The 20,452-nt window shown below is 59.6% G+C and carries 25 protein-coding genes; 11 read left to right on the top strand and 14 right to left on the bottom strand.

What is annotated here, in order from left to right; translation table 11 throughout:
• The first annotated feature begins 15 nt into the window (after positions 1-15).
• Positions 16-1,281: a serine hydroxymethyltransferase gene (gene glyA / locus ACIPLA_RS20715; protein ID WP_401175531.1), complete on the top strand. Its 1,266-nt coding sequence runs from the start codon at positions 16-18 to the stop codon at positions 1,279-1,281.
• A 92-nt stretch (positions 1,282-1,373) separates the two neighbouring features.
• On the opposite strand, the gene ACIPLA_RS20710 is transcribed toward glyA, so the two are convergent.
• Together ACIPLA_RS20710 and ACIPLA_RS20705 are read right to left on the bottom strand one after the other, a co-directional pair.
• Positions 1,374-2,867, bottom strand: coding sequence for a YifB family Mg chelatase-like AAA ATPase (locus ACIPLA_RS20710; protein ID WP_401175528.1), 1,494 nt, complete (start codon positions 2,865-2,867; stop codon positions 1,374-1,376).
• 123 nt (positions 2,868-2,990) lie between these two features.
• Positions 2,991-3,176 carry a hypothetical protein gene (locus tag ACIPLA_RS20705; RefSeq protein ID WP_123499510.1) on the bottom strand — a complete coding sequence of 62 codons (186 nt, stop codon included), beginning with the start codon at positions 3,174-3,176 and terminating at the stop codon, positions 2,991-2,993.
• Positions 3,177-3,426: 250 nt separating this feature from the next.
• On the opposite strand from ACIPLA_RS20705, the gene ACIPLA_RS20700 reads away from it, so the two are divergent.
• Positions 3,427-3,705 (top strand): type II toxin-antitoxin system RelE/ParE family toxin, encoded by a 279-nt coding sequence (locus ACIPLA_RS20700; protein WP_123499512.1) that lies wholly within the window; start codon positions 3,427-3,429, stop codon positions 3,703-3,705.
• Positions 3,706-3,713: 8 nt separating this feature from the next.
• Positions 3,714-4,019: a HigA family addiction module antitoxin gene (locus ACIPLA_RS20695; RefSeq protein ID WP_030129123.1), complete on the top strand. Its 306-nt coding sequence runs from the start codon at positions 3,714-3,716 to the stop codon at positions 4,017-4,019.
• Between the two features lie 52 nt (positions 4,020-4,071).
• On the opposite strand, the gene ACIPLA_RS20690 is transcribed toward ACIPLA_RS20695, so the two are convergent.
• Positions 4,072-4,593 carry a Bro-N domain-containing protein gene (locus ACIPLA_RS20690; RefSeq protein ID WP_218395412.1) on the bottom strand — a complete coding sequence of 174 codons (522 nt, stop codon included), beginning with the start codon at positions 4,591-4,593 and terminating at the stop codon, positions 4,072-4,074.
• Between the two features lie 454 nt (positions 4,594-5,047).
• Positions 5,048-5,308, bottom strand: a complete 261-nt coding sequence (locus ACIPLA_RS20685; RefSeq protein WP_008007559.1) for an accessory factor UbiK family protein — start codon at positions 5,306-5,308, stop codon at positions 5,048-5,050.
• A 418-nt stretch (positions 5,309-5,726) separates the two neighbouring features.
• Here ACIPLA_RS20685 and glnK point away from each other — a divergent pair, with 418 nt between their 5' ends.
• The 4 genes from glnK to sutA all read left to right on the top strand — a co-directional run bounded on the left by glnK (position 5,727) and on the right by sutA (position 8,505).
• The gene (glnK, locus tag ACIPLA_RS20680; RefSeq protein ID WP_002555808.1) at positions 5,727-6,065 is read left to right on the top strand and encodes a P-II family nitrogen regulator; all 339 of its coding nucleotides are present in this window, start codon (positions 5,727-5,729) and stop codon (positions 6,063-6,065) included.
• A gap of 35 nt (positions 6,066-6,100) precedes the next feature.
• Positions 6,101-7,438: an ammonium transporter gene (locus tag ACIPLA_RS20675; protein WP_218395410.1), complete on the top strand. Its 1,338-nt coding sequence runs from the start codon at positions 6,101-6,103 to the stop codon at positions 7,436-7,438.
• Between the two features lie 214 nt (positions 7,439-7,652).
• Positions 7,653-8,078 carry a secondary thiamine-phosphate synthase enzyme YjbQ gene (locus ACIPLA_RS20670; RefSeq protein WP_007894872.1) on the top strand — a complete coding sequence of 142 codons (426 nt, stop codon included), beginning with the start codon at positions 7,653-7,655 and terminating at the stop codon, positions 8,076-8,078.
• Between the two features lie 103 nt (positions 8,079-8,181).
• A complete protein-coding gene (gene sutA / locus ACIPLA_RS20665; protein ID WP_123500482.1) occupies positions 8,182-8,505 on the top strand; it encodes a transcriptional regulator SutA in 324 nt (107 codons plus the stop codon).
• 203 nt (positions 8,506-8,708) lie between these two features.
• Here sutA and ACIPLA_RS20660 read toward each other — a convergent pair whose 3' ends face one another.
• Genes ACIPLA_RS20660 through ACIPLA_RS20635 form a run of 6 tightly spaced genes read right to left on the bottom strand, consistent with a single transcriptional unit; the run spans position 8,709 to position 13,313 of the window.
• Positions 8,709-9,413 carry an HAD family hydrolase gene (locus ACIPLA_RS20660; RefSeq protein ID WP_401175520.1) on the bottom strand — a complete coding sequence of 235 codons (705 nt, stop codon included), beginning with the start codon at positions 9,411-9,413 and terminating at the stop codon, positions 8,709-8,711.
• Positions 9,410-10,309, bottom strand: a complete 900-nt coding sequence (gene xerC, locus ACIPLA_RS20655; protein WP_008007548.1) for a tyrosine recombinase XerC — start codon at positions 10,307-10,309, stop codon at positions 9,410-9,412. Before xerC ends, ACIPLA_RS20660 begins: the two co-directional genes overlap by 4 nt.
• Before the next feature lie 2 nt (positions 10,310-10,311).
• Complete coding sequence (locus ACIPLA_RS20650; RefSeq protein WP_123500476.1) at positions 10,312-11,037, bottom strand: DUF484 family protein; 726 nt, start codon at positions 11,035-11,037, stop codon at positions 10,312-10,314.
• 13 nt (positions 11,038-11,050) lie between these two features.
• Positions 11,051-11,881, bottom strand: a complete 831-nt coding sequence (dapF, locus tag ACIPLA_RS20645) for a diaminopimelate epimerase (RefSeq protein ID WP_218395406.1) — start codon at positions 11,879-11,881, stop codon at positions 11,051-11,053.
• A gap of 4 nt (positions 11,882-11,885) precedes the next feature.
• Entirely contained in the window at positions 11,886-13,133 is a 1,248-nt protein-coding gene (lysA, locus tag ACIPLA_RS20640) for a diaminopimelate decarboxylase (protein WP_218395404.1), read from the bottom strand.
• Positions 13,134-13,142: 9 nt separating this feature from the next.
• Entirely contained in the window at positions 13,143-13,313 is a 171-nt protein-coding gene (locus ACIPLA_RS20635; RefSeq protein ID WP_074871901.1) for a lipoprotein, read from the bottom strand.
• A gap of 353 nt (positions 13,314-13,666) precedes the next feature.
• Between ACIPLA_RS20635 and cyaY the strand changes: the two genes are divergently transcribed.
• From cyaY to rnk, 3 genes are all read left to right on the top strand, one after another.
• On the top strand, positions 13,667-13,999 hold the full coding sequence (cyaY, locus tag ACIPLA_RS20630) for an iron donor protein CyaY (RefSeq protein WP_007894889.1): 333 nt from the start codon (positions 13,667-13,669) through the stop codon (positions 13,997-13,999).
• Positions 14,000-14,003: 4 nt separating this feature from the next.
• Positions 14,004-14,222 carry a DUF1289 domain-containing protein gene (locus ACIPLA_RS20625; protein ID WP_218395402.1) on the top strand — a complete coding sequence of 73 codons (219 nt, stop codon included), beginning with the start codon at positions 14,004-14,006 and terminating at the stop codon, positions 14,220-14,222.
• Positions 14,223-14,517: 295 nt separating this feature from the next.
• The gene (gene rnk, locus ACIPLA_RS20620; protein ID WP_123500472.1) at positions 14,518-14,928 is read left to right on the top strand and encodes a nucleoside diphosphate kinase regulator; all 411 of its coding nucleotides are present in this window, start codon (positions 14,518-14,520) and stop codon (positions 14,926-14,928) included.
• A gap of 5 nt (positions 14,929-14,933) precedes the next feature.
• Here the strand turns inward: rnk and ACIPLA_RS20615 are convergent, their stop codons facing one another.
• The 3 genes from ACIPLA_RS20615 to ACIPLA_RS20605 all read right to left on the bottom strand — a co-directional run bounded on the left by ACIPLA_RS20615 (position 14,934) and on the right by ACIPLA_RS20605 (position 18,727).
• Complete coding sequence (locus ACIPLA_RS20615; protein ID WP_401175512.1) at positions 14,934-17,780, bottom strand: class I adenylate cyclase; 2,847 nt, start codon at positions 17,778-17,780, stop codon at positions 14,934-14,936.
• A 194-nt stretch (positions 17,781-17,974) separates the two neighbouring features.
• Positions 17,975-18,220: a TIGR02647 family protein gene (locus ACIPLA_RS20610; protein ID WP_007894898.1), complete on the bottom strand. Its 246-nt coding sequence runs from the start codon at positions 18,218-18,220 to the stop codon at positions 17,975-17,977.
• Between the two features lie 222 nt (positions 18,221-18,442).
• Entirely contained in the window at positions 18,443-18,727 is a 285-nt protein-coding gene (locus ACIPLA_RS20605; protein WP_218395398.1) for a hypothetical protein, read from the bottom strand.
• Between the two features lie 125 nt (positions 18,728-18,852).
• Here ACIPLA_RS20605 and ACIPLA_RS20600 point away from each other — a divergent pair, with 125 nt between their 5' ends.
• Positions 18,853-19,512 carry a glutathione S-transferase gene (locus tag ACIPLA_RS20600; protein ID WP_401175508.1) on the top strand — a complete coding sequence of 220 codons (660 nt, stop codon included), beginning with the start codon at positions 18,853-18,855 and terminating at the stop codon, positions 19,510-19,512.
• A 130-nt stretch (positions 19,513-19,642) separates the two neighbouring features.
• Here the strand turns inward: ACIPLA_RS20600 and argH are convergent.
• Positions 19,643-20,452, bottom strand: an 810-nt coding sequence (gene argH, locus ACIPLA_RS20595) for an argininosuccinate lyase (RefSeq protein WP_401175505.1), incomplete at its 5' end; no start/stop codon positions are given.

Genomic DNA, 20,452 nt, shown 5'->3' with positions numbered 1-20,452 from the left:
CAAGGACCCCTTCATATGTACGACTCAACGCTGACCCTTGAAGCATTCGACGCCGAGCTGTGTGAGGCGATTCATAACGAAGAACATCGTCAGGAAGACCACGTCGAACTGATCGCTTCCGAAAATTACGCCAGCCCTCTGGTGATGAAAATCCAGAGCACCGTGCTCACCAATAAATACGCCGAAGGCTATCCAGGCAAGCGCTACTACAGCGGCTGCGAATATGTCGATGTGGCCGAGCGCCTGGCCATCGAGCGGGTCAAGGCCCTGTTCAACTGCGACTACGCCAACGTGCAGCCGCATGCGGGTGCACAGGCGAACGCCGCGGTATTCCTGGCATTGATCAATCCCGGCGATACGGTGATGGGCATGAACCTGGCCCAAGGTGGCCACCTGACCCATGGCAACCCTTCAAACTTCTCGGGCCGTCATTACAAGATCGTTCCTTATGGCCTTGACCCGGAGACGGGCTTCCTTGACTACGACGAGATGGAACGTATCGCCCTGGAAACCCGGCCGAAGATGCTGATCGGTGGTTTTTCCGCCTACTCCCGGTACAAAGACTGGGCGCGCATGCGGGCGATTGCCGACAAGGTCGGAGCCATTTTCTGGGTCGACATGGCCCACGTCGCAGGGTTGGTTGCCGCGGGAGAATACCCGGACCCATTGCCGCATGCTCATGTGGTCACCAGCACCACGCACAAGACCCTGCGGGGCCCACGGGGTGGCTTGATTTTGTCCAAGGGGCAAGATGAAGCATTCTACAAAAAACTCGATTCTGCGGTATTCCCGGGTGTTCAGGGCGGCCCATTGATGCACCAGATCGCCGCCAAAGCCGTCGCTTTCAAGGAAGCACTGAGGCCCGAGTTCAAAACCTATCAGACCCAAGTGGTGATCAACGCCCGGGCCATGGCGGCCGTGTTGCAGGAGCGGGGTTACAAGATCGTCTCCGGTGGCACCGATAATCACATGATGCTAATCGACCTGTCCGACAGGCCCTATACCGGCAAGGAAGCCGATGCGGCCCTGAGCAATGCCTGCATCACCGCTAACAAGAACTCGGTGCCCAACGACCCGCGCTCACCGTTCGTGACTTCCGGGTTGCGCATCGGTACTCCAGCCATCACCACCCGTGGTTTCGGCGTGATCGAATGTGAACAATTGGCGGGCTGGTTGTGCGACGTACTGGACGCCCTGGAAAACGGTGACAGCGAAAGGGTCGGGCACCACGTGCGCGAACAGGTGGTGGAGCTCTGCCGCCGTCATCCTGTCTATCGTTAACCCTGTTACTCCGGGCTATTACCCGGTTGATGTCATCATTGGGCGAAAAACCAGGCGCTTGGGACGACCGGGTGCACTCGATGCCCATCTCTCTAGCTGGATGCGGATGGCCGATATTGCAGTGCTTCGGCGACGTGGCTGCGACCGATAGCGTCTACTTGTTCCAGATCCGCTAGGGTACGGGCGACTTTCAGTAGGCGGTGAGCGGCACGAAGCGAAAGGGTTAGTCGCTCGCAGGCGCTTTCCAGCCAGCCTTCATCGGCTTTGGATAACGCGCAATGCTGGCGCAGCCCTGGCAGGTCGAGAAAGGCGTTGGCGCAGCCCTGACGCTGTTGCTGACGCTCCCGGGCTTGGGCGACCAGGGCAGAAGCGCTGGCCGTGTCGTCACCGGCCTTGATCGGGTTCAGCGCCGTGCTTTCCCGGGCTACGGTCAAATGCAGGTCGATGCGGTCCAGCAGTGGCCCCGACAGTTTGTTGCGGTAACGCTGGACCATGTCCGGTGTACAACTGCATTTACCACTGGGCTCGCCAAGATATCCACAGGGGCAAGGATTCATCGCCGCGACCAGTTGAAAGCGTGCCGGGAAGCGTACGCGGTCCTTGGCGCGGGAAATCACGATGTGGCCGGATTCCAGTGGCTCTCTCAACACCTCCAATACCTTGCGATCAAATTCCGGGAGCTCATCGAGGAACAGCACGCCATGGTGGGCGAGGGTGATTTCGCCGGGTTGCGGTTTGGAACCGCCGCCTACCAGCGCCGGGCCTGAAGCGGAGTGGTGTGGCTGTCGGAAGGGGCGCTGTGGCCAATGACTCAGCGGCACACAACTGGCGACGGATTGAATCGCCGCGACTTCCAGCGCTTCGCTCTCGGCCAATGGCGGTAACAGCCCTGGCAGACGACTCGCCAACAACGTTTTCCCCGTCCCCGGTGGTCCGCTGAACAGCAAGTTATGAGCCCCTGCCGCCGCAATCAGCAAGGCTCGCTTGGCCGCAAGTTGCCCTTGCACTTCGTTCAAGTCTGGATAGGGTTTGCTGGCGTAGAGCAAACCGTTGGAAGCGTAGGGGGCGATGGGCGTGTGGCCATTAAAATGCGCGACCGCTTCCAGCAAATGATCCACCGCAATCACCTTCAACCCCGAAGCCAGGCAGGCCTCCTCGGCATTTGCCCGCGGCACCACCAGCGTGCGCCCGGCCTTGCGCGCTGCCAGCGCCGCCGGCAACACACCCCGAACCGCCCGCACCGCCCCCGACAGTGCCAACTCTCCCAGGCACTCGACGTCATCCAGCGTCAACGTTGGCACTTGCACACTGGCCGACAGAATCCCCAAGGCAATCGCCAGATCGAACCGCCCGCCGTCCTTTGGCAGATCGGCAGGGGCGAGATTCAAGGTGATGCGTCGCGCCGGAAATTGCAGCCCTGAATTGATGATCGCGCTGCGTACTCGGTCCTTGCTTTCCTTCACGGCGGCTTCGGGCAGCCCGACCATGGTCAGCGACGGCAAGCCGTTGGCCAGATGGACTTCTACGGTGACGGCGGGCGCTTCCACACCGACCTGGGCGCGGCTGTGGACGATGGAGAGGGACATGGTCGTTCCTTGAGCTGTACGGGAACCGCTTCCTGCGGTTTTTTGAAGGGTAGCCGGGGAGTGAGGGTTTAGCGTGGCGGCAAGGGAAGGAAACTTTCGCAGGATGTTGCGAGTGTTGGTGAGCTAATTCGGGAGCTTCGTCAGGCTCGTGCCTGCAAGCCAGCCACTCGGTTCAAGTTCTTTGCCCTGAGCAGCGGCGACATCCAAAAAGCGGCGTTGATTGGCCGATACGCTCCCGGCTAACCGGAGTGCCTCAGCATGATATTCAGCGACGAGTAACAGTTTGGCTTTTTGTTTTTTAGATTTCATAGCGACCTTTTGGATTCGTAGATTGGTTTTTTTTGGGGTCAGTTAGCTTAAGAGGTAGACACGGTTTTGATGCAATGGGAATTGGCGCTTGTTTTTGTAGGACTCGGCTGGATTTCGAAAGCCTTCTGAAGGACTCAGGTAGTCCTTTTCCTAAAGTTTTGAGAGGGGGCCAAGAATCGCAACACCGCGTTTGCATTAGTGAATTCAGGTTATACACTCAAGATTAATGCATAACGTTAAGCTTTAAATTATGATCGTTAGCTTTAAGTGTTCTGAGACCGAGTACCTGTTTCGCAACGGAAAGACCCGTATGTGGTCAGCCATTCTGAGTGTCGTGGAACGAAAGCTGACGATGCTTGATGCTGCTGCCGTGCTGATGGACCTTCGATCACCACCAGGCAATCGATTGGAGGCGCTGGAAGGAGATCGAAAAGGTCAGCACAGCATCCGCATCAACGCTCAATGGCGAATTTGCTTTGTTTGGGGTCTTAACGGGCCAGAGAATGTCGAAATCGTCGATTATCACTGAGGTGAGTAATGACTAAGAATGGTATGCGCCCGGTTCATCCTGGCGAGATCCTCAAAGAGGAATACCTGGAGCCTCTGAGCCTTACGGCTGCGGCCTTGGCCAGAGCGTTGAGCGTTTCGACGCCTACGGTGAACGACATCGTGCTTCAGCGTCGAGGTGTCAGTGCCGATATGGCTCTAAGGCTATCTATCTGCCTGGACACGACTCCCGAGTTTTGGCTGAACCTGCAATCGACATACGATTTGCGAAAAGCCGAGATCGAACGAGGGGCTGCGATCCGGGATCAGGTTGAGCGTCTTCCGCACTGTGCTTGATCCTCTGCTCCTGAACGAACCCCACGCTACGAACGTGGGGTTTTTTTGTCGTTCAGAATGCCTGAAGTATTCGCGACGCACGTTTCCACCACGGCGCATTGACCGAATGCTGTGGCTGTTCTCGATCTGGCAGGATCTGCGGAACATCCTGCAATCGAATCCACGGCTGGTTATTCCAGTGCAGCAAACTCAACGACATTTCCGGCCAATTCAGCAGGCTCAGGATCGGGCGCTCTGTTGAGGTGGGTTGTTGGGCGTCTCTGAGCGCCGGCACCACGTCGTGGGTCAGCCATTCGCGCAGGCCTCGGTATTCGGGGCAGTAGTGGTAGACCAGTAATGCGTAGACACCGGATTCGCTGATGAGCAGGGTGTTTTCGACGGTGCCATGGATGAGCATCTGTAGGGTTTGGTGTTGGTCGGGGTCGAGTTTGCGGACGGCGCGTTCGTCGAGGAAGAGGCGCAGGAGTCGGCCGAGGTCTCGGGCGCTGAACCAGGGTTGGTTTCCGAGGAGGAGGGCGTGGAGGTGGAGTTTGTGGCGGGTGAATATGTGTGGTGTCAGATAGTTTTCGTCCATAGTGCAGTGCCCAAATTCGCTTGATAGATGACTGCCTCTTATCGTCGCCAAACAATAAAGGTGGCAGCTGCGTGCGGGTTGGCGAACCGGCCAAGCGAATACCGGCAGACCCGAAGGTCTCCCACACACAGCCGCCATATAACGAATCGAGAGAAATACCCGATATCGAATGACGTTGCGTGCATAGCTTGGTTCCAGGTCGCCAAACCTAGTGCTGACATTCAGCATCAGGTGAGCTTAGGAGCCGGGGCTTTGCGACGCTATCGGACGGCGGTGCTGATCTTTGTAGGAAGTTGCCGGGATGTTTGCGGGGCTTAAGATCAAAAGATCGCAGCCTTCGGCAGCTCCTACAGGGGTGGTCGTTCCAGCGAGGGGCTGCTGGAACACCGTGGTGACTCTATCGCGAGCAGGCTCGCTCCCACATAGACCCCATTGTCAAAGGGGATCGGCGGGGTTACTCGGTCGGTGGATTGAGCTTCGCTTCCAGCTCAGCCACTTTCGCTTCAAGGCTCTCCAACCGTGCGCGGGTCCGCGCGAGCACAACCATCTGGCTATCAAACTCTTCCCGGCTCACCAGGTCCAGCTTGCTGAAGCCGCTCTGCAACAAAGCCTTGAACTGGCTTTCGATTTCGCTTTTCGGCAGCGGGGTGTCGCCGCTGAAGAGGCGGGAGGCGGTGCCGCTCAGGGCGTCGAGGAAGTCTTTGGGCGCGAGCATGGGGAATGTTCCTGTCAACAATGGCGGGCAGTGTACCACGCAGTGTCTATAGTCAATCTCGGCAGCTGCGATGCACGCTTTTCGCGCAGTCGAGTGGGCAGTCGCGCACTGTTGTTGTGCGTAACGGTTGCGTCAATCGGGTGAAAGGCTCTTTGGCAGCGGCCAAGGTATTGAAATCAATGGGTTTTGGATAGATGGCAAGCTTTCTGCTTAGTCGCTGGTGACCCATGCACTGATGCAGTCGCTGTGACGAATGCAGTGCGCCAAGCGGAACGGGGGAAGTTTCGTGCGGAGTGGTTAGCTGGCGTCGGACGGGCAGGTAAGGCCGAACGATGCGTTACAAAGCCAGGCACTGCGCTTAGACTTGAGTCGGGTTTGTTTTCCTGGGGCAAGTCCACCAATTCGGGAGAGAGTTTTCATGAAGCTAGTCACTGCCATCATCAAGCCGTTCAAACTGGACGACGTGCGCGAGTCGCTGTCCGAGATCGGCGTGCAGGGCATTACCGTTACTGAGGTCAAAGGCTTCGGTCGGCAGAAGGGTCACACCGAGCTGTATCGCGGCGCGGAGTACGTGGTCGATTTTCTGCCCAAGGTGAAGATCGATGTCGCCATTGACGACAAGGATCTGGACCGGGTTATCGAGGCGATAACCAAGGCTGCCAACACCGGCAAGATCGGTGACGGCAAGATCTTCGTGGTCAATCTGGAACAGGCGATTCGCATCCGTACCGGCGAAACCGATACCGACGCAATCTAAGCCGCCACAAACCCAACGCCCCAGGAGAAAACAATATGACTCTGCGTAAAATCGCAGGGCTAGGAGCCCTGTTGTCCCTCGTAATGCCCGGCTTGGCCATGGCGGCAGACGAAGTGGCGGCCCCAGTCCTCAACTCCGGCGATACCGCCTGGATGATGACCTCGACAGCCCTTGTGCTGTTCATGACCATTCCCGGTCTCGCGCTGTTCTACGGCGGCATGGTTCGCTCGAAAAACATTCTTTCCGTGATGATGCAGTGCTTCGCCATTACCGGTCTGATCAGCATTCTGTGGGTCATTTATGGCTATAGCATTGCGTTCGACACCACCGGCATGGAGCAGGGCGTCGTCAACTTCAACTCGTTCTTCGGCGGCATGGGCAAGGCGTTCCTCGCCGGTGTCACGCCTTCGAGCCTGACCGGCCCCGCGGCGCTGTTCCCCGAGGCGGTCTTCATCACCTTCCAGATGACTTTCGCCATCATCACCCCAGCGTTGATCGTCGGTGCGTTCGCCGAGCGGATGAAGTTCTCCGCCATGCTGATCTTCATGGGCATCTGGTTCACCCTGGTTTATGCACCGATCGCGCACATGGTCTGGTCCGGTAACGGCGGACTGATGTGGGACTGGGGCGTTCTCGACTTCGCCGGCGGCACCGTGGTGCACATCAACGCTGGTGTGGCCGGTCTGATTGCCTGCCTGGTGTTGGGCAAGCGTAAAGGTTTCCCGACCACCCCGATGGCCCCGCACAACCTCGGCTACACCCTGATGGGCGCCGCGATGCTGTGGGTCGGCTGGTTCGGTTTCAACGCCGGTTCCGCTGCCGCCGCTAACGGCACTGCCGGCATGGCGATGCTGGTCACCCAGATCGCCACCGCTGCGGCGGCGCTGGGCTGGATGTTTGCCGAGTGGATCACCCACGGCAAACCAAGCGCACTGGGTATCGCCTCGGGTGTGGTGGCCGGTCTGGTTGCAATCACTCCGGCGGCAGGCACCGTGGGCCCGATGGGCGCTCTGGTGATCGGTCTGGCGGCGGGCGTGGTGTGCTTCTTCTGCGCCACCACCCTGAAACGCAAACTCGGTTATGACGATTCCCTGGATGCCTTCGGCGTGCATGGTATCGGCGGTATCCTCGGCGCAATCCTGACCGGTGTGTTCGCGGCACCGGCCCTTGGTGGCTTTGGCACCGTGACCGACATCGGTGCACAAGTCTGGATCCAGTGCAAAGGCGTGGGCTTCACGGTGATCTACACCGCGATCGTCACCTTTATCATCCTCAAGGTCCTGGACGCGGTCATGGGGCTGCGTATCACCGAGGAAGAAGAGGCTGTCGGCATCGATCTGGCGCTTCACAACGAACGCGGCTACAACTTGTAAGCACGCGCATAAAAAATTTGCCCGGCTTGCCGGGCATTTTTTTGTCCGGGATTTGTCAGTGAAGGAAGGGCTGAAAGGTTTTTTCATACACGTTCAGTCCCGTTTACGACGGGCGTTTTTCTGCGGCCAATGGCTTACACGATTGAAGGAATATTAGGGCCTTTGTTTTTTTCCAGAGCGCGCTAGAATGCGCCCCGAACGTGCGGAGAACAGTATGTGGCAACAGACTCTGATCACCTTGCGAGCACGGCCCCGGGGCTTTCATCTGGTAACGGACGAATTACTCGCTGGCTTGCCTGAACTCAAGGCGTGTCGGGTCGGTCTGTTGCATTTGTGGCTACAGCATACCTCGGCGTCGTTGACCATCAACGAGAACGCCGATCCGGCGGTACGTCGCGACTTCGAACGATTTTTCAATCGTCTGATCCCACAAGGAACAGACGGCTATGAGCATAACGACGAAGGCCTGGACGACCTCCCGGCGCACTTCAAGGCCAGCGTACTTGGCTGTCAGCTCAGTTTGCCGATCTCGGCAGGCCGACTGGCGTTGGGGACCTGGCAAGGTGTTTATCTGGGCGAGCACCGTGATCATGGCGGTGCCCGTAAAGTCCTCGCCACCGTGCACGGTGAAGGGGAATAAAACCGCTGGTTACCAGCGGTGGTTGATTTTTTTCCGGCAGCCGTCGACAGACGGCAAAGCTGGGCTATAACTAATCTGCTTTTCGCAAGTCATGAGGTAGAACATGAGCGACGATGATCTGGAAAACGACGACCTCGAAGTAGGCGACGAAGACGAAACCGAAGAAGGCCTTGAAGCGGCGGCAGAAGACGTCGCTGAAGACGACAGCGGTGATGTGCCCGTTCCGACTGCCAAAGGCAAGGTCAAGGCTGCGGTATCGGTCGATGAGCTGCCGAGCGTCGAAGCCAAGAACAAGGAACGCGACGCCCTGGCCAAGGCCATGGAAGAGTTTCTGGCACGGGGCGGCAAGGTGCAGGAAGTGGAGGCCAATGTGGTCGCCGATCCTCCCAAGAAGCCTGATAACAAGTACGGCAGCCGGCCTATCTAAGCGCCTGCTTCTTGCTTGCTGAAAAAGCCCGCCGTCGCTGCGGGCTTTTTCATGGGTGGAATAAAAATTTTGGGCGGGGCGCCATCCTATGTGGGAGCGGGCTTGCTCGCGAAAGCGGTGTGTCAGCCGACATTAATGGTGGCTGACGGGGCCCCTTCGCGAGCAAGCCCGCTCCCACATTGTATTTGTGTACTTACACAGGATTAGTGTTGGGCATTCCACCGCGCCAACAACCCCGGTAATTCGTTCAGGCTACGAATCTCGGCATCCGGTGCCGTCTGTGCTTCCCACACCTTGCCCGCCGGGTTAAACCAGATCGCACGTAACCCCGCCTGCTGCGCGCCGGCAATGTCATCGCCGGGATGGTCGCCAATATGCACCGCTGTTTCGGCGGTCGCGCCGCCCCGCTGCAGCGCTTCATGAAACAGTCGCGCATCGGGTTTGGCGATGCCGATGTCTTCGGCGCACAGGGCAAACTTGAAGTAATCCGCCAGCCCCAGCCGACGCACATCGGCATTGCCGTTGGTCACCACGCCTAAGGCGTAATGCTTGGCCAGCGTCTCCAGCGTCGGCTCGACTTCAGGGAACACTTCGATCTGATGTCGTGCATGCAGAAACACTTCAAAACCCTGATCGGCCAGGTCGGATGCTTCAGCATGTCCGTAACCGGCTTCTTCCAGTGCATGGAACAACACCCGTCGACGCAAGGCACTGATGCGGTGCTTGAGGCTCGGTTCGTGGCTCAGCACTCGCTCGCGAATCGACCACAGGTGTTCCACCGGCACTGCGCCAAGGCTCGGTGCTTGCTCGGTCAGCCATTCACGCAATACGACTTCGGCGCTGGCGATCACCGGGGCGGTGTCCCACAGGGTGTCGTCGAGGTCGAAGGTGATCAATTGGATGGTCATGAATCATCGCCTTTAATGCGTTTGGCCCGTGGATGGGCACTGTCATAGACCGTCGCCAGGTGCTGGAAGTCCAGGTGGGTATAGATCTGGGTGGTCTTGATGTCTGAGTGGCCGAGCAGTTCCTGCACCGCCCGCAAGTCCTGAGAGGACTCCAGCAAATGGCTGGCGAAGGAGTGTCGCAACATGTGCGGGTGCAGATTCTGCCCCAGTTCGCGCTCGCCGGCAGCCTTGACCCGTACCTGAATCGCCCGTGGACCGAGACGCCGGCCTTGCTGGCTGACAAACACTGCGTCGTCCGCCGGGTTGGTCATGGCCCGCAGTGGCAGCCACAGTTCCAGTGCTTCGCGAGCCTTTTTGCCCACTGGCAACAGTCGAGTCTTGCTGCCCTTGCCGAGCACCTGGACCATGCCGTCAGCCAGATCCAGCTGATCAAGATTGAGCCCTGTCAATTCAGAAAGCCGCAGGCCGGAGGAATAGAACAGTTCCAGAATGGCCTGATCCCGACGCGCGAGAAAATCATCCTCTACCGCACCCTCAAGCAGTTGCAGCGCGCGGTCAGTGTCGAGGGTTTTCGGCAGGCGACGTTCGCCCTTGGGCGGTGCCAGGCCATTGGCCGGGTCGTGATCGCACAAGCCTTCACGGTTTAGATAGTGATAGAGCCCGCGCACTGCTGACAGCAACCGCGCCAGACTGCGGGACGATTGACCTTGGGCATGCAGGCGAGCGATCAGGCTGCGCAGGCGCTGGATGTCCAGCGCTGCCCAGCTGTCGATGTTCTGTTTGATGCACCAACCCAGCACTTTATCGAGGTCGCGGCGGTAGGCGTACAGCGTGTGCGGCGACACCTGCCGCTCACTGCGCAGGTGTTCGCAGTAAGCGTCCAGTTGTCGTTCCATGGTCAGCGTACCGAGCGCAGGGAGTTGTTGACCCGTGGCAGCACGCGGCCCATGACTTCGGCGATGTAGCTCAAAAACAGCGTGCCTACCGAGCTCTTGTAGTGCTGCGGATCGCGGCTGGCGATGGCCAGGACGCCATGGATGCCCTGATGGCTGATGGCGACGACGGCGGTGGAGCCGATCTGCTTGCGCTGTTCTTCACCGAACAGGAAGTCCAGTTCATGCTCACGCAGGCTGCCGCTGACGCTTTTGTCTTCCGAGAGCAAGCCGCCAATGGCCGTTTGCGCCTCGGCATGCGTCACCCAGCGACCCACCGGCATCGGGTTGTCGCCGAGAAGGATCAGGCTGACGAAGGGCACCTGGAAGTCTTGCCGCAGGCTGTCTTCAACGCTGATCACCACATCTTCCAGGCTGGTGGCGTCCATCAGCGCGAGGATCAGGCGGCGGGTCTTGTCAAAAAGTCGATCGTTGTCCCGGGCCACGTCCATCAAGTGTGAGAGGCGATGACGCAACTCGATGTTGCGGTCGCGCAGAATCGTCATCTGGCGTTCGACCAGCGAAATGGTGTCGCCGCGCTGGTGCGGAATGCGCAGGGCCGGGAGCAGTTCTTCGTGCTCGATGAAGAAATCCGGATGAGCCTCCAGGTACGCGGCAATCGCCGCCGCCTCAAGGCTTTCGGAAGGAGATTCGTCGGGCTGTAGGGCGGGAACCTGGGGCTTGTCGGTCATGGATTTGGCTCACTCAAAGACGCACTTGTCCTTCGTATACGCGCACTGCCGGGCCAGTCATCATGACCGGTTGGCCTGGGCCTGCCCATTCAATGGACAGACGCCCGCCGGGCAGGTCGATCAATAGCGGCGAATCCATCCACCCCTGGCTGATCGCGGCCACTGCGGCAGCACAGGCGCCGGTTCCGCACGCCTGGGTTTCCCCGGCCCCGCGTTCCCAGACGCGCAACTGCGCGCGGCTCCGGTCGATGACCTGGAGAAAACCGACATTGACCCGTGCCGGGAAGCGCGGGTGATGTTCGATTTTCGGCCCCAGTTCATGCACCGGTGCGTTGTTGATGTCGCTGACCCGCAACACGGCATGGGGGTTGCCCATGGACACTGCGGCCAGTTCGACCGTGGTGCCGTCGACGTCGACCTGATAGCTCAGGGCCTGGTTCGGGGCTTCGAACGGAATCTCGGCCGGCACCAGGCGCGGGGCGCCCATGTTGACGCTGATCTGGCCATCGTTGCGGATGTCCAGTTCGATGATGCCGCTTTTGGTCTCGACGCGAATCAGCCGCTTGGCGGTCAGGCGCTTGTCGAGCACGAAGCGGGCGAAACAGCGCGCACCGTTGCCGCACTGTTCCACTTCGGAGCCGTCGGCGTTGAAGATCCGATAGCGGAAATCCACGTCCGGGTTGCTGGGCGCCTCAACGATCAGCAACTGGTCGAAGCCGATGCCGGTGTGCCGATCGCCCCATTGCTTGGCGTGCTTGGGCAGGATGTGCGCGTGCTGGCTGACCAGGTCGAGGACCATGAAATCATTGCCCAGGCCGTGCATCTTGGTAAAACGCAGCAGCATGGTTTTACTCCGGCAGCAGGCTTTCGCCAGCAAACAACTCGGCTACCGTCTCACGGCGACGCACTTCAAATGCCTGATCACCGTCCACCAACACTTCAGCGGCGCGGCCACGGGTGTTGTAGTTGGAACTCATGACAAACCCATAGGCACCGGCCGAATGCACGGCCAGCAGATCGCCTTCTTCCAGGGCCAGTTGACGATCCTTGGCCAGGAAGTCGCCGGTTTCGCAGATCGGGCCGACGATGTCGTAGGCGCGAGCGGCGCTGTTGCGCGGGCGCACGGCGGTGACGTCCATCCAGGCTTGGTACAGCGCCGGGCGGATCAGGTCGTTCATGGCCGCGTCGACGATGGCGAAGTCTTTGTGCTCGGTATGCTTGAGGTACTCGACCTGGGTCAGCAGCACGCCGGCGTTGGCGACGATGAAACGGCCCGGCTCGAACACCAGCGCCAGGTCACGACCGTCGAGACGCTCGCGCACGGCTTTGATGTAGTCGGCAGCCAATGGCGGCTCTTCATCGCGATAACGCACGCCCAAACCGCCACCGAGATCGATGTGGCGCAGGTAGATGCCGCAATCGCCGAGACGGTCGACCAGGCCCAGCAGGCGGTCAAGGGCGTCGATGAACGGCGGCAGGGTGGTCAGTTGCGAACCGATGTGGCAATCGACGCCGACCACTTCCAGGTTAGGCAGTTGCGCGGCACGGATGTACACGTCTTCGGCGTCGGCGATGGCGATGCCGAACTTGTTCTCTTTAAGACCCGTGGAAATGTACGGGTGGGTGCCGGCGTCGACATCCGGGTTCACGCGCAGCGAGATCGGCGCGCGAACGCCCAGCTCGGCGGCCACTACTTGCAGGCGTTCGAGCTCATCGGTGGACTCGACGTTGAAGCAGTGCACGCCGACTTCCAGCGCACGACGCATGTCGTCACGGGTCTTGCCGACACCGGAGAACACGATCTTGTCAGCAGTGCCGCCAGCGGCCAGCACGCGTTCCAGCTCGCCACGGGAAACGATGTCGAAACCGGCGCCCAAACGCGCCAGGACATTCAGTACACCCAGGTTGGAATTGGCCTTGACCGCAAAGCAGACCAGGTGCGGCACGCCGGCCAGCGCATCGGCGTAAGCCAGGTACTGGGCTTCGATGTGGGCACGGGAGTAGACGTAGGTCGGTGTACCAAAGCGCTCGGCGATGGCGGACAGGGCAACCCCTTCCGCGAACAGCTCACCGTCACGGTAGTTAAAAGCGTCCATAGCGTTCCCTTAGTAGACGTCGTGCTTGTGGGCTTTCGACGGAGTCTGCTGCGACGATTTGGCTTGCTCTGCTGGGTCCTGATTTTCATCAGGCAGGTACAGCGGGCCTTTTTGACCACAGGCCGACACAAGGCAAGCAACCGCGACGAGCGCAGCAAGGGAAGAGATCAGGCGCTTCATGGCGAAATCCTTGAAAATGCGTTAATTGCGCCGGAGTATACCGGCCACCCGGCAGCTTGCCTATGCGACGGGCCTCCCGTCCGGCGGGCCTTCGCCGGATGCCGGTAAGTTATGTGCAGTCCATTGTGGGAGCGGGCTTGCTCGCGAATGCGGTCATTCATTCAATATTGATGTCGACTGACACGGCGCTTTCGCGAGCAAGCCCGCTCCCACATTAGATTTGGCGCTATCAGGTCTTGCGTCGATATTTCATAACGCTAGCGAGCCCTTGGTGGTTATCCTTTGCAATCACCGGAGCTCGCCCGTATCTTGCGGCGCTTGAGCGTGAGTAGACACTTTTTGAGGTTCCCGCAATGAGTTTGACCGAAGCCCGTTTCCACGATCTGGTCGATGCCACCCAGCAGACGCTGGAGGATATTTTTGACGAGAGTGACCTGGATATCGATCTGGAGAGCTCGGCCGGTGTGCTCACCGTCAAGTTCGAAAACGGCAGCGCGCTGATCTTCAGTCGGCAGGAGCCATTGCGGCAGTTGTGGCTGGCGGCGGTGTCAGGCGGCTTCCACTTCGACTACGACGAAGAGAGCAAACGCTGGATGTGCGACAAGAGCGACGAGCAACTGGGCGAAATGCTTGAGCGCATCGTCAAGCAGCAAGCCGACGTCGAACTCGATTTCGAAGGCCTGTGAGATCGTGACCCAGCCTGCGCCCGTTCGTCTGCCTAAACCGCTCTATAGCAACGTTAGCCCGGCGGTGCCTTCGCCGTGCAGCGGTGTGTGTCGGCTGGATGAGCAGAAGGTTTGTCTGGGGTGTTTTCGCCATGTCGAAGACATTCGCGAATGGCGTTCGGCCGATGATGAGCGGCGGCGTGTCATCTGCGCCCAGGCCGCACAGCGCAAGACCGCCACCTGACGCCTTCACGCGACCTGTAGCAGCTGGCGAAGCCTGCGTCCGGCTGCGCAGCAGTCGTAAAACCTGAATGCGCGGTATTCCTGAAACACCGTATCACCTGATTACACGACTGCTGCGCAGCCGGACGCAGGCTTCGCCAGCTGCTACAAAAGTGTGTCGTCGCCCCTCACTTGTATATTTATTGAGCTGTGATAGTGTCCAGAGACGCCTCAACCCATCGAGGCTCGTGAAAACCCCGCCTTTTTCTGGCGGGGTTTTGCTTTTTTCGTGCAGAAGAAAGGAGTCTGCCCTGATCATGACCGCACCTTCCATCACCCTTACCCGTCTGGACGTGCAACGTCTGGAGCGCCTGATCGACAGCCTGGATGACACGCTGCCGGGCGTTATCGCGCTGCAAACCGAACTGGATCGCGCCGATACCCTGGTCGGTCACGATGAAGTGCCCGCCGATGTCGTGACCATGAATTCCCGTGTGCATTGCCGTGAAGAGAGCAGCGGCAAGGACTATCACCTGACCCTGGTTTACCCCAAGGATGCCAACGCCGACGAAGGCCGGATTTCCATTCTGGCGCCGGTGGGCAGTGCTTTGCTGGGGTTGAAAGTCGGTCAGCACATCGACTGGCCGGCTCCGGGCGGCAAAACGCTGAAACTGACCCTGCTAGAAGTGGAATCGCAGCCGGCCGAGGGCGGCCACTTTCCGGAATAAACCCCTCAGACCTGCTCGAGCGCTTCGTTCAGTGCGCGTTCCAGGTCGGCCTTGTAGCGCAGATACAGCTGGCTTGAACCCTGACCATCACCGAGCAGGCCCGACAGGTCCAGGTCGGTGATGTAGCAGCGATAGCGTTCGGTCTTGCGGCGCTGCTCGACGATTTCCCGGGCGACCACGCTGAACAGTTGGTCGCCATATTCCAGCTCGGAAAATTCCCGCTGATTGCAATACAACGTGACCTGCACCTGCCCTGGTGCGGCTTTGCCGACGATGGCTTGTACGTCATAGAACGGTTTGTCGACCGGGTTTTGCGGTGCTGGCCGAGCTTCGACCCGACGCGCCCGTGCGATACCTGAAGGCAACAACTGGTAATACAAAGTGTCCAGACTCAATGGCTGGGCGGCGTCCATCGGCAGCAAGGCATCGCGCCGGTACTGGATCGATTGCAGGAAGCGTTGCAGCGGCACCAACAGGCTTTGTTCGTCGTGATAAGGCAAGCGCTGCTGCCACAGGGCATTGAATTCATCCAGTACATACACATCGGCCTGGTGTTCGTTGATCCGGTAGAACACCTGAACGCAGTCGGGTTGCCCCATGGGCAGGATCAGCGCCAGGTCGTGGTCTTCCAGTGCCATCGGGTCCAGATGAAACGGGCTGTAGCTCGCCAGTTCTTCGCCGAGGTAATCGAACAGCGCCGGCAGGGTGGCGAGGGCAATGTGATTGACCTGGCCCGGCACCAGCTCCAGCACATGGTAGTGCTGCTGGACCTGAATCAGGTAACGATGATTGAGTTTGCTCAGCAGCAGGGTCTGCGCGGTGTCGAGGATTTCTTCGACCCGCCGGGCAATGAATTGGGCGCGGTTGTGGCAGAAACAGCGCACCCGCAGCTTGGGCTGTTGTGGCCCGTCCGGCAGGGTACTGAGGTAATCGCGCAGGCAGTCGAGCAGGGCGTGGGGACCGTCAAAGCGGCTGACCAGCACTTCGTTCCAGCTATTGAGCGTGACCTGATCAAGGGTCAGCACCAGGTTTTCTCGCACGCCGGCGTAACTCAGCGAGTCGGTGCGCTCGGTGGTCATCAGGATGTTCAGGTCGCGATGGTGCTTGAGCGGATCGATGCCGACGTTCACCAGAATCAACACTTCGCTGGGCACACTGGCGCGCAGCAAAGGCTCTTCGGCGACAGTGGTCAGGGGCAGGGCGATGCTTTGTTGCAGGCTGCCGAGCAGGTTGAACAGTTCGAACTCGCTCAAGTCGCTGGTGCCGGGGTGCAGGGCCAGGCGGGTGCTGCTGTCGATCACGCCGTTGCGGTGGCACCAGGTAAGCAGTTCCAGCAACTGACGGCTGCGCTTGATCGGCGCGAAATGCTCCCACTCATGGGCCGTCAGGCTGCCGTTGTACAAACCCCATTGGGTTTGCCCCGGTTCTTTCTTGTTTGGCGCCTGCACCAGCGTCAAGGTGTCTTCGGCCAGATCGGGAGCGATGCCCGGGTTGATGAATTCGACCTTGTCGGCCTTGCGCTCGAAGGCCGCGTACAGCCGCCGGCCCAGCACATTGAGGTCGCGCTTGTTGATCAGGCTGACGGTCTGCTCGTTGCGGGCAAACTGCGTCAGGAAGCGGTAGCTGTAATTCAGCTCGCCAACCAGGGCTCGGCGTTCGGCGCTGACCTGGCGGACTTTCCACTGGCTGCGGCTGTCGAGCAATGCGAGCTGACGCTGATCCCACTGCCATTCATGGGCCAGGCGTTCGAGCAACGAACGCTGCCAGTTCTGGGTACGACCACTGCTGCCGGTGAGTTTGCGATTGACCTTCAAGTACAGCGCGCGGCGTACCAGTTCCAGGCGTTCCGGTTCGCCCCGGGCCGTGAGGTATTCCTCGATGCGCCGGTACACCACGACGTATGGATCCAGTTCGTCGAGGTCCAGTCGATTGGCAAACACCGCCTGCTTGAAGCGCAGGCTCAGGCAGTGGACCTTGGGGTGTTCGCTGGCGTACACCTCGGTCAGCAGCAGTTTGAGCACCGATTTGTACGGTGACTCGATGCCCTTGAACAACTGCCAGAGCCCGGCACCGATGAACTCCCCGGGCGGGATATACGACAGATGCCCCAGGTCCAGAGTCTCGTCGGCACGGATGAAGCGCTTGGATAACAGCGTGTGGGTATAACGGTCGTACGCTGCCTCTTCGTAAACCGGCACCAGCCACCAGATGGGTGTACGGCCAGCCAGCCAGATCGCGGTGCGGTAGAACTCGTCCAGCAGCAGATAGTGTTGGGTGGTGCCACAGTCTTCCGAACTCAGTTGGGTATCGCGCTCACCGAGTATGAAGCGAGCCGGGTCGATCAGGAAGAAATGTGCCTCGGCACCTTGGCTGGCGGCCCATGTCTCAAGCAACTGGCATTTCTTGCGCAGTTCTGTGAGCTCGCTTTCGCTCAAGTCCGGCCCGTGACAGACCCAGACGTCCATATCGCTCTGATCGGCCTGGGCCAAGGTACCGAGGCTGCCCATCAGGAACAGGCCGTGAATCGGTCGTGGCGGATTGCTGCCGTGGCGCGGCTTGTAGGAAAACGAGCGGGTCAGGCGCTGGGCTTCGGCAAGGGCGTTGGCGTCAGGTTCGAAATTCGACAGCCCGGCCGGGGTGCTACCCGAAACATAACCCGGCAACAGCGGATGATTGACGTGGAAAAACAGCGGCAGCAAGGTCAGCACCGTTTGCTGGCGGGTCGACAACCCTTCCATGGCACGGGCCATGCGGCCCTCGTTGAGCTTCAGAAAACGGGCGCGCAGCTGGCTGAGAACCTTGCGGTCGATTCCCTCGTCCAGATCGGGGCGGATTTCATGGGTGCGGGTCATGTCAGCTCAATCCGGCTCGCGGGGCTCGGACGTGGAGGGCTCGGGATGAGGGGCAGTTTAGCGCCTCGGCCCCGGGACTTTTAAGCTGATTTTGTATTTCTGGCGTCAGGTTTCTATCGCACGGCGACAGCGGGCACCAAAGTGTGCCCGCGGAAATCCCGTGACAGAGGTTTCCGTGGGCGATGCGGTGAGGCTCAGGCTGTTTCGCGCACGGACAGAATGGTTAGAACGGTTTGCACATTTTGTGCAGCGTCACGCCCCAGGCTGGTCAGATAACCGCCATCGGGCTGGGTGATCAATTCTTTATCGAACAGTCTTTGGGCGGCGGCAATGGCTTTCGGGGCAGCGGTCTGATGAATTTTCAAACCTTCCTGGGAACTGTCCAGGTTGAAGAGGGCGAGGATTTCCAGTTCGGCAACCAACTCAGGGGTAAGCGACATAAGGACTCCAGACTTTCTAGGAATTGGACGATAGCGCTCCTAAGGTGATCCCACTCGCGCAGCATGTCCAGTGCTCGTAACAGGGTTTTTTTCGCCTTCCCCCGGTAACGGGGTGTTGTAGGAGCGAGGCTTGCCCGCGAAGAACGGTGACGCGGTTTTGCAGATAGACCGCGGTGAGTCTTTCGCGGGCAAGCCTCGCTCCTACAGGGGAGGGGTGTTGGCTTATTTCTTTTCCGGCGGCAACTCTGGCAGAGCGCGCAGCGCAGCTTCGTACCATTCGGTGTTGAACGCGCGGTCTTCCTCGAGGATCGCGTCGATTTCCACCGCCAGCACGTGGGCCATCAGGTTGAGGATTTCATCACGCTCGTAACCCACCAGGGTCAGCTTGTTGAACGTGGCCTTGGCAGCTGGCGGGTTGTCGCTTTCGATCTGGTTTTCGATGGCTTCGATCAGGGTGTTTTCGGCGAACTCTTCTTCGTCGATCTCGATATCAGTTGGCTCGCTCATGGCAGGCTCCTCAAGTTAAGGCGGCCAGTTTACCTGCATTCAGCGCTGTGATGCTGCTGGCAAGAAGTGCCCGGGCGTTCTATAACTGGCGCTGCCAACCCCTTGCACGGCCTGGAGGCTATGTAATGCTCAAGCTTTATGGATTTTGCGTCAGTAACTACTACAACATGGTCAAGCTGGCGTTGCTGGAGAAGGGACTGCCATTTGAAGAGGTGCCGTTTTACCCGGGCCAGACCCCCGAGACGCTCAACATCAGCCCGCGTGGGAAGGTTCCGGTGCTGGCCGTCGAACAAGGTTTCATCAACGAAACCAGTGTGATTCTCGAGTACCTCGAGCAGAGCCAGAAAGGCACGCCGCTGCTGTCCAGCGAGCCCTTCGAGCGAGCGCAGGCGCTGGCGTTGGCCAAGGAAATCGAGTTGTACATCGAACTGCCGGCGCGCGCCTGCTACCCCGAAGCGTTTTTCGGCATGTCTGTGCCGGAGGCGATCAAGGACAAGACCAAGGCCGAGCTGCTGCTGGGGGTCGCCTCGCTGGGCAGGCATGGCAAGTTCGCCCCTTACGTAGCGGGCGACAGTCTCAGCATTGCGGATTTGTATTTCCTGTACAGCGTGCCGATGGCCTGTGCCGTGGCGCAGAAGCTGTTCGATATCGATCTGTTGGCCGGGATGCCGGCGGCCAGGGCGCTGCTGGAGCGTCTGGGGCAGAATCCGCATGTGCAGCGGATCGCAAAGGATAAAGACGCGGCGATGCCTGCGTTTCTGGAGATGATCGCGTCCAAAAAGTAGACGTGTAACGATCTTGAGAATGCCTTCGCGAGCAAGCCCGCTCCCACATTGGATCTCCAGTGTTCACAAAATTTTGCGTTCACTACTCACCTAATGTGGGAGCGGGCTTGCTCGCGAAGCTTTTGGCAATTTAACGGCTGGCGAGCAACGCCTGGCCGCGAGCCACGGCTTTCTTGACCTGCGCCGGCGCAGTCCCGCCGATATGGTCACGGGCATTCACCGAGCCTTCCAGGGTCAGCACGGCAAATACATCCTGCTCGATCTGATCGCTGAACTTGCGCAGTTCTTCCAGGCTCATTTCCGCCAGGTCCTTGCCGCTTTCCACGCCATACTTCACCGCGTGGCCAACAATCTCGTGGCAATCACGGAACGGCAGGCCACGGCGTACCAGATAGTCAGCCAGGTCGGTGGCGGTGGAGAAACCACGCAGGGCCGCTTCGCGCATCATCGCGTGCTTGGGCTTGATCGCCGGGATCATGTCGGCGAAGGCGCGCAGCGAATCGCGCAGGGTGTCGGCGGCGTCGAACAGCGGTTCCTTGTCTTCCTGGTTGTCCTTGTTGTAGGCCAGTGGCTGGCCTTTCATCAAGGTCAGCAAGCCCATCAGCGCGCCGAATACCCGGCCAGTCTTGCCGCGAACCAGTTCCGGCACGTCCGGGTTTTTCTTTTGCGGCATGATTGAGCTGCCGGTGCAGAAACGATCCGGCAGATCGATGAACTGGAACTGTGCGCTGGTCCATAGCACCAATTCTTCGGAGAAACGCGACAAGTGCATCATCGCGATGCTCGCGGCCGAGCAGAACTCGATGGCGAAGTCGCGATCGGACACGTTGTCCAGGGAGTTACCGCCGACCGCGTCGAAGCCCAGCAGTTGAGCGGTGTACTCGCGATCGATCGGGTAAGTAGTGCCGGCCAGTGCGGCGCTGCCCAGCGGCATGCGGTT

It is taken from the genome of Pseudomonas sp. NPDC086112, from assembly GCF_044746425.1.
Lineage (GTDB): Bacteria > Pseudomonadota > Gammaproteobacteria > Pseudomonadales > Pseudomonadaceae > Aquipseudomonas.
This window is presented reverse-complemented; position numbering and strand designations above follow the sequence as displayed.

Coding starts and splice junctions, on each gene's coding strand:
- ACIPLA_RS20605 (WP_218395398.1), bottom strand. CDS start 18,727: ATGAGCGAGCCAACTGATATCGAGATCGACGAAGAAGAGTTCGCCGAA.
- ACIPLA_RS20610 (WP_007894898.1), bottom strand. CDS start 18,220: ATGTCGCTTACCCCTGAGTTGGTTGCCGAACTGGAAATCCTCGCCCTC.
- ACIPLA_RS20615 (WP_401175512.1), bottom strand. CDS start 17,780: ATGACCCGCACCCATGAAATCCGCCCCGATCTGGACGAGGGAATCGAC.
- ACIPLA_RS20600 (WP_401175508.1), top strand. CDS start 18,853: ATGCTCAAGCTTTATGGATTTTGCGTCAGTAACTACTACAACATGGTC.
- rnk (WP_123500472.1), top strand. CDS start 14,518: ATGACCGCACCTTCCATCACCCTTACCCGTCTGGACGTGCAACGTCTG.
- lysA (WP_218395404.1), bottom strand. CDS start 13,133: ATGGACGCTTTTAACTACCGTGACGGTGAGCTGTTCGCGGAAGGGGTT.
- ACIPLA_RS20690 (WP_218395412.1), bottom strand. CDS start 4,593: ATGGACGAAAACTATCTGACACCACACATATTCACCCGCCACAAACTC.
- cyaY (WP_007894889.1), top strand. CDS start 13,667: ATGAGTTTGACCGAAGCCCGTTTCCACGATCTGGTCGATGCCACCCAG.
- ACIPLA_RS20660 (WP_401175520.1), bottom strand. CDS start 9,413: ATGACCATCCAATTGATCACCTTCGACCTCGACGACACCCTGTGGGAC.
- ACIPLA_RS20670 (WP_007894872.1), top strand. CDS start 7,653: ATGTGGCAACAGACTCTGATCACCTTGCGAGCACGGCCCCGGGGCTTT.
- ACIPLA_RS20650 (WP_123500476.1), bottom strand. CDS start 11,037: ATGACCGACAAGCCCCAGGTTCCCGCCCTACAGCCCGACGAATCTCCT.
- ACIPLA_RS20685 (WP_008007559.1), bottom strand. CDS start 5,308: ATGCTCGCGCCCAAAGACTTCCTCGACGCCCTGAGCGGCACCGCCTCC.
- glyA (WP_401175531.1), top strand. CDS start 16: ATGTACGACTCAACGCTGACCCTTGAAGCATTCGACGCCGAGCTGTGT.
- ACIPLA_RS20705 (WP_123499510.1), bottom strand. CDS start 3,176: ATGAAATCTAAAAAACAAAAAGCCAAACTGTTACTCGTCGCTGAATAT.
- dapF (WP_218395406.1), bottom strand. CDS start 11,881: ATGCTGCTGCGTTTTACCAAGATGCACGGCCTGGGCAATGATTTCATG.
- glnK (WP_002555808.1), top strand. CDS start 5,727: ATGAAGCTAGTCACTGCCATCATCAAGCCGTTCAAACTGGACGACGTG.
- ACIPLA_RS20700 (WP_123499512.1), top strand. CDS start 3,427: ATGATCGTTAGCTTTAAGTGTTCTGAGACCGAGTACCTGTTTCGCAAC.
- ACIPLA_RS20695 (WP_030129123.1), top strand. CDS start 3,714: ATGACTAAGAATGGTATGCGCCCGGTTCATCCTGGCGAGATCCTCAAA.
- ACIPLA_RS20710 (WP_401175528.1), bottom strand. CDS start 2,867: ATGTCCCTCTCCATCGTCCACAGCCGCGCCCAGGTCGGTGTGGAAGCG.
- ACIPLA_RS20635 (WP_074871901.1), bottom strand. CDS start 13,313: ATGAAGCGCCTGATCTCTTCCCTTGCTGCGCTCGTCGCGGTTGCTTGC.
- sutA (WP_123500482.1), top strand. CDS start 8,182: ATGAGCGACGATGATCTGGAAAACGACGACCTCGAAGTAGGCGACGAA.
- xerC (WP_008007548.1), bottom strand. CDS start 10,309: ATGGAACGACAACTGGACGCTTACTGCGAACACCTGCGCAGTGAGCGG.
- ACIPLA_RS20675 (WP_218395410.1), top strand. CDS start 6,101: ATGACTCTGCGTAAAATCGCAGGGCTAGGAGCCCTGTTGTCCCTCGTA.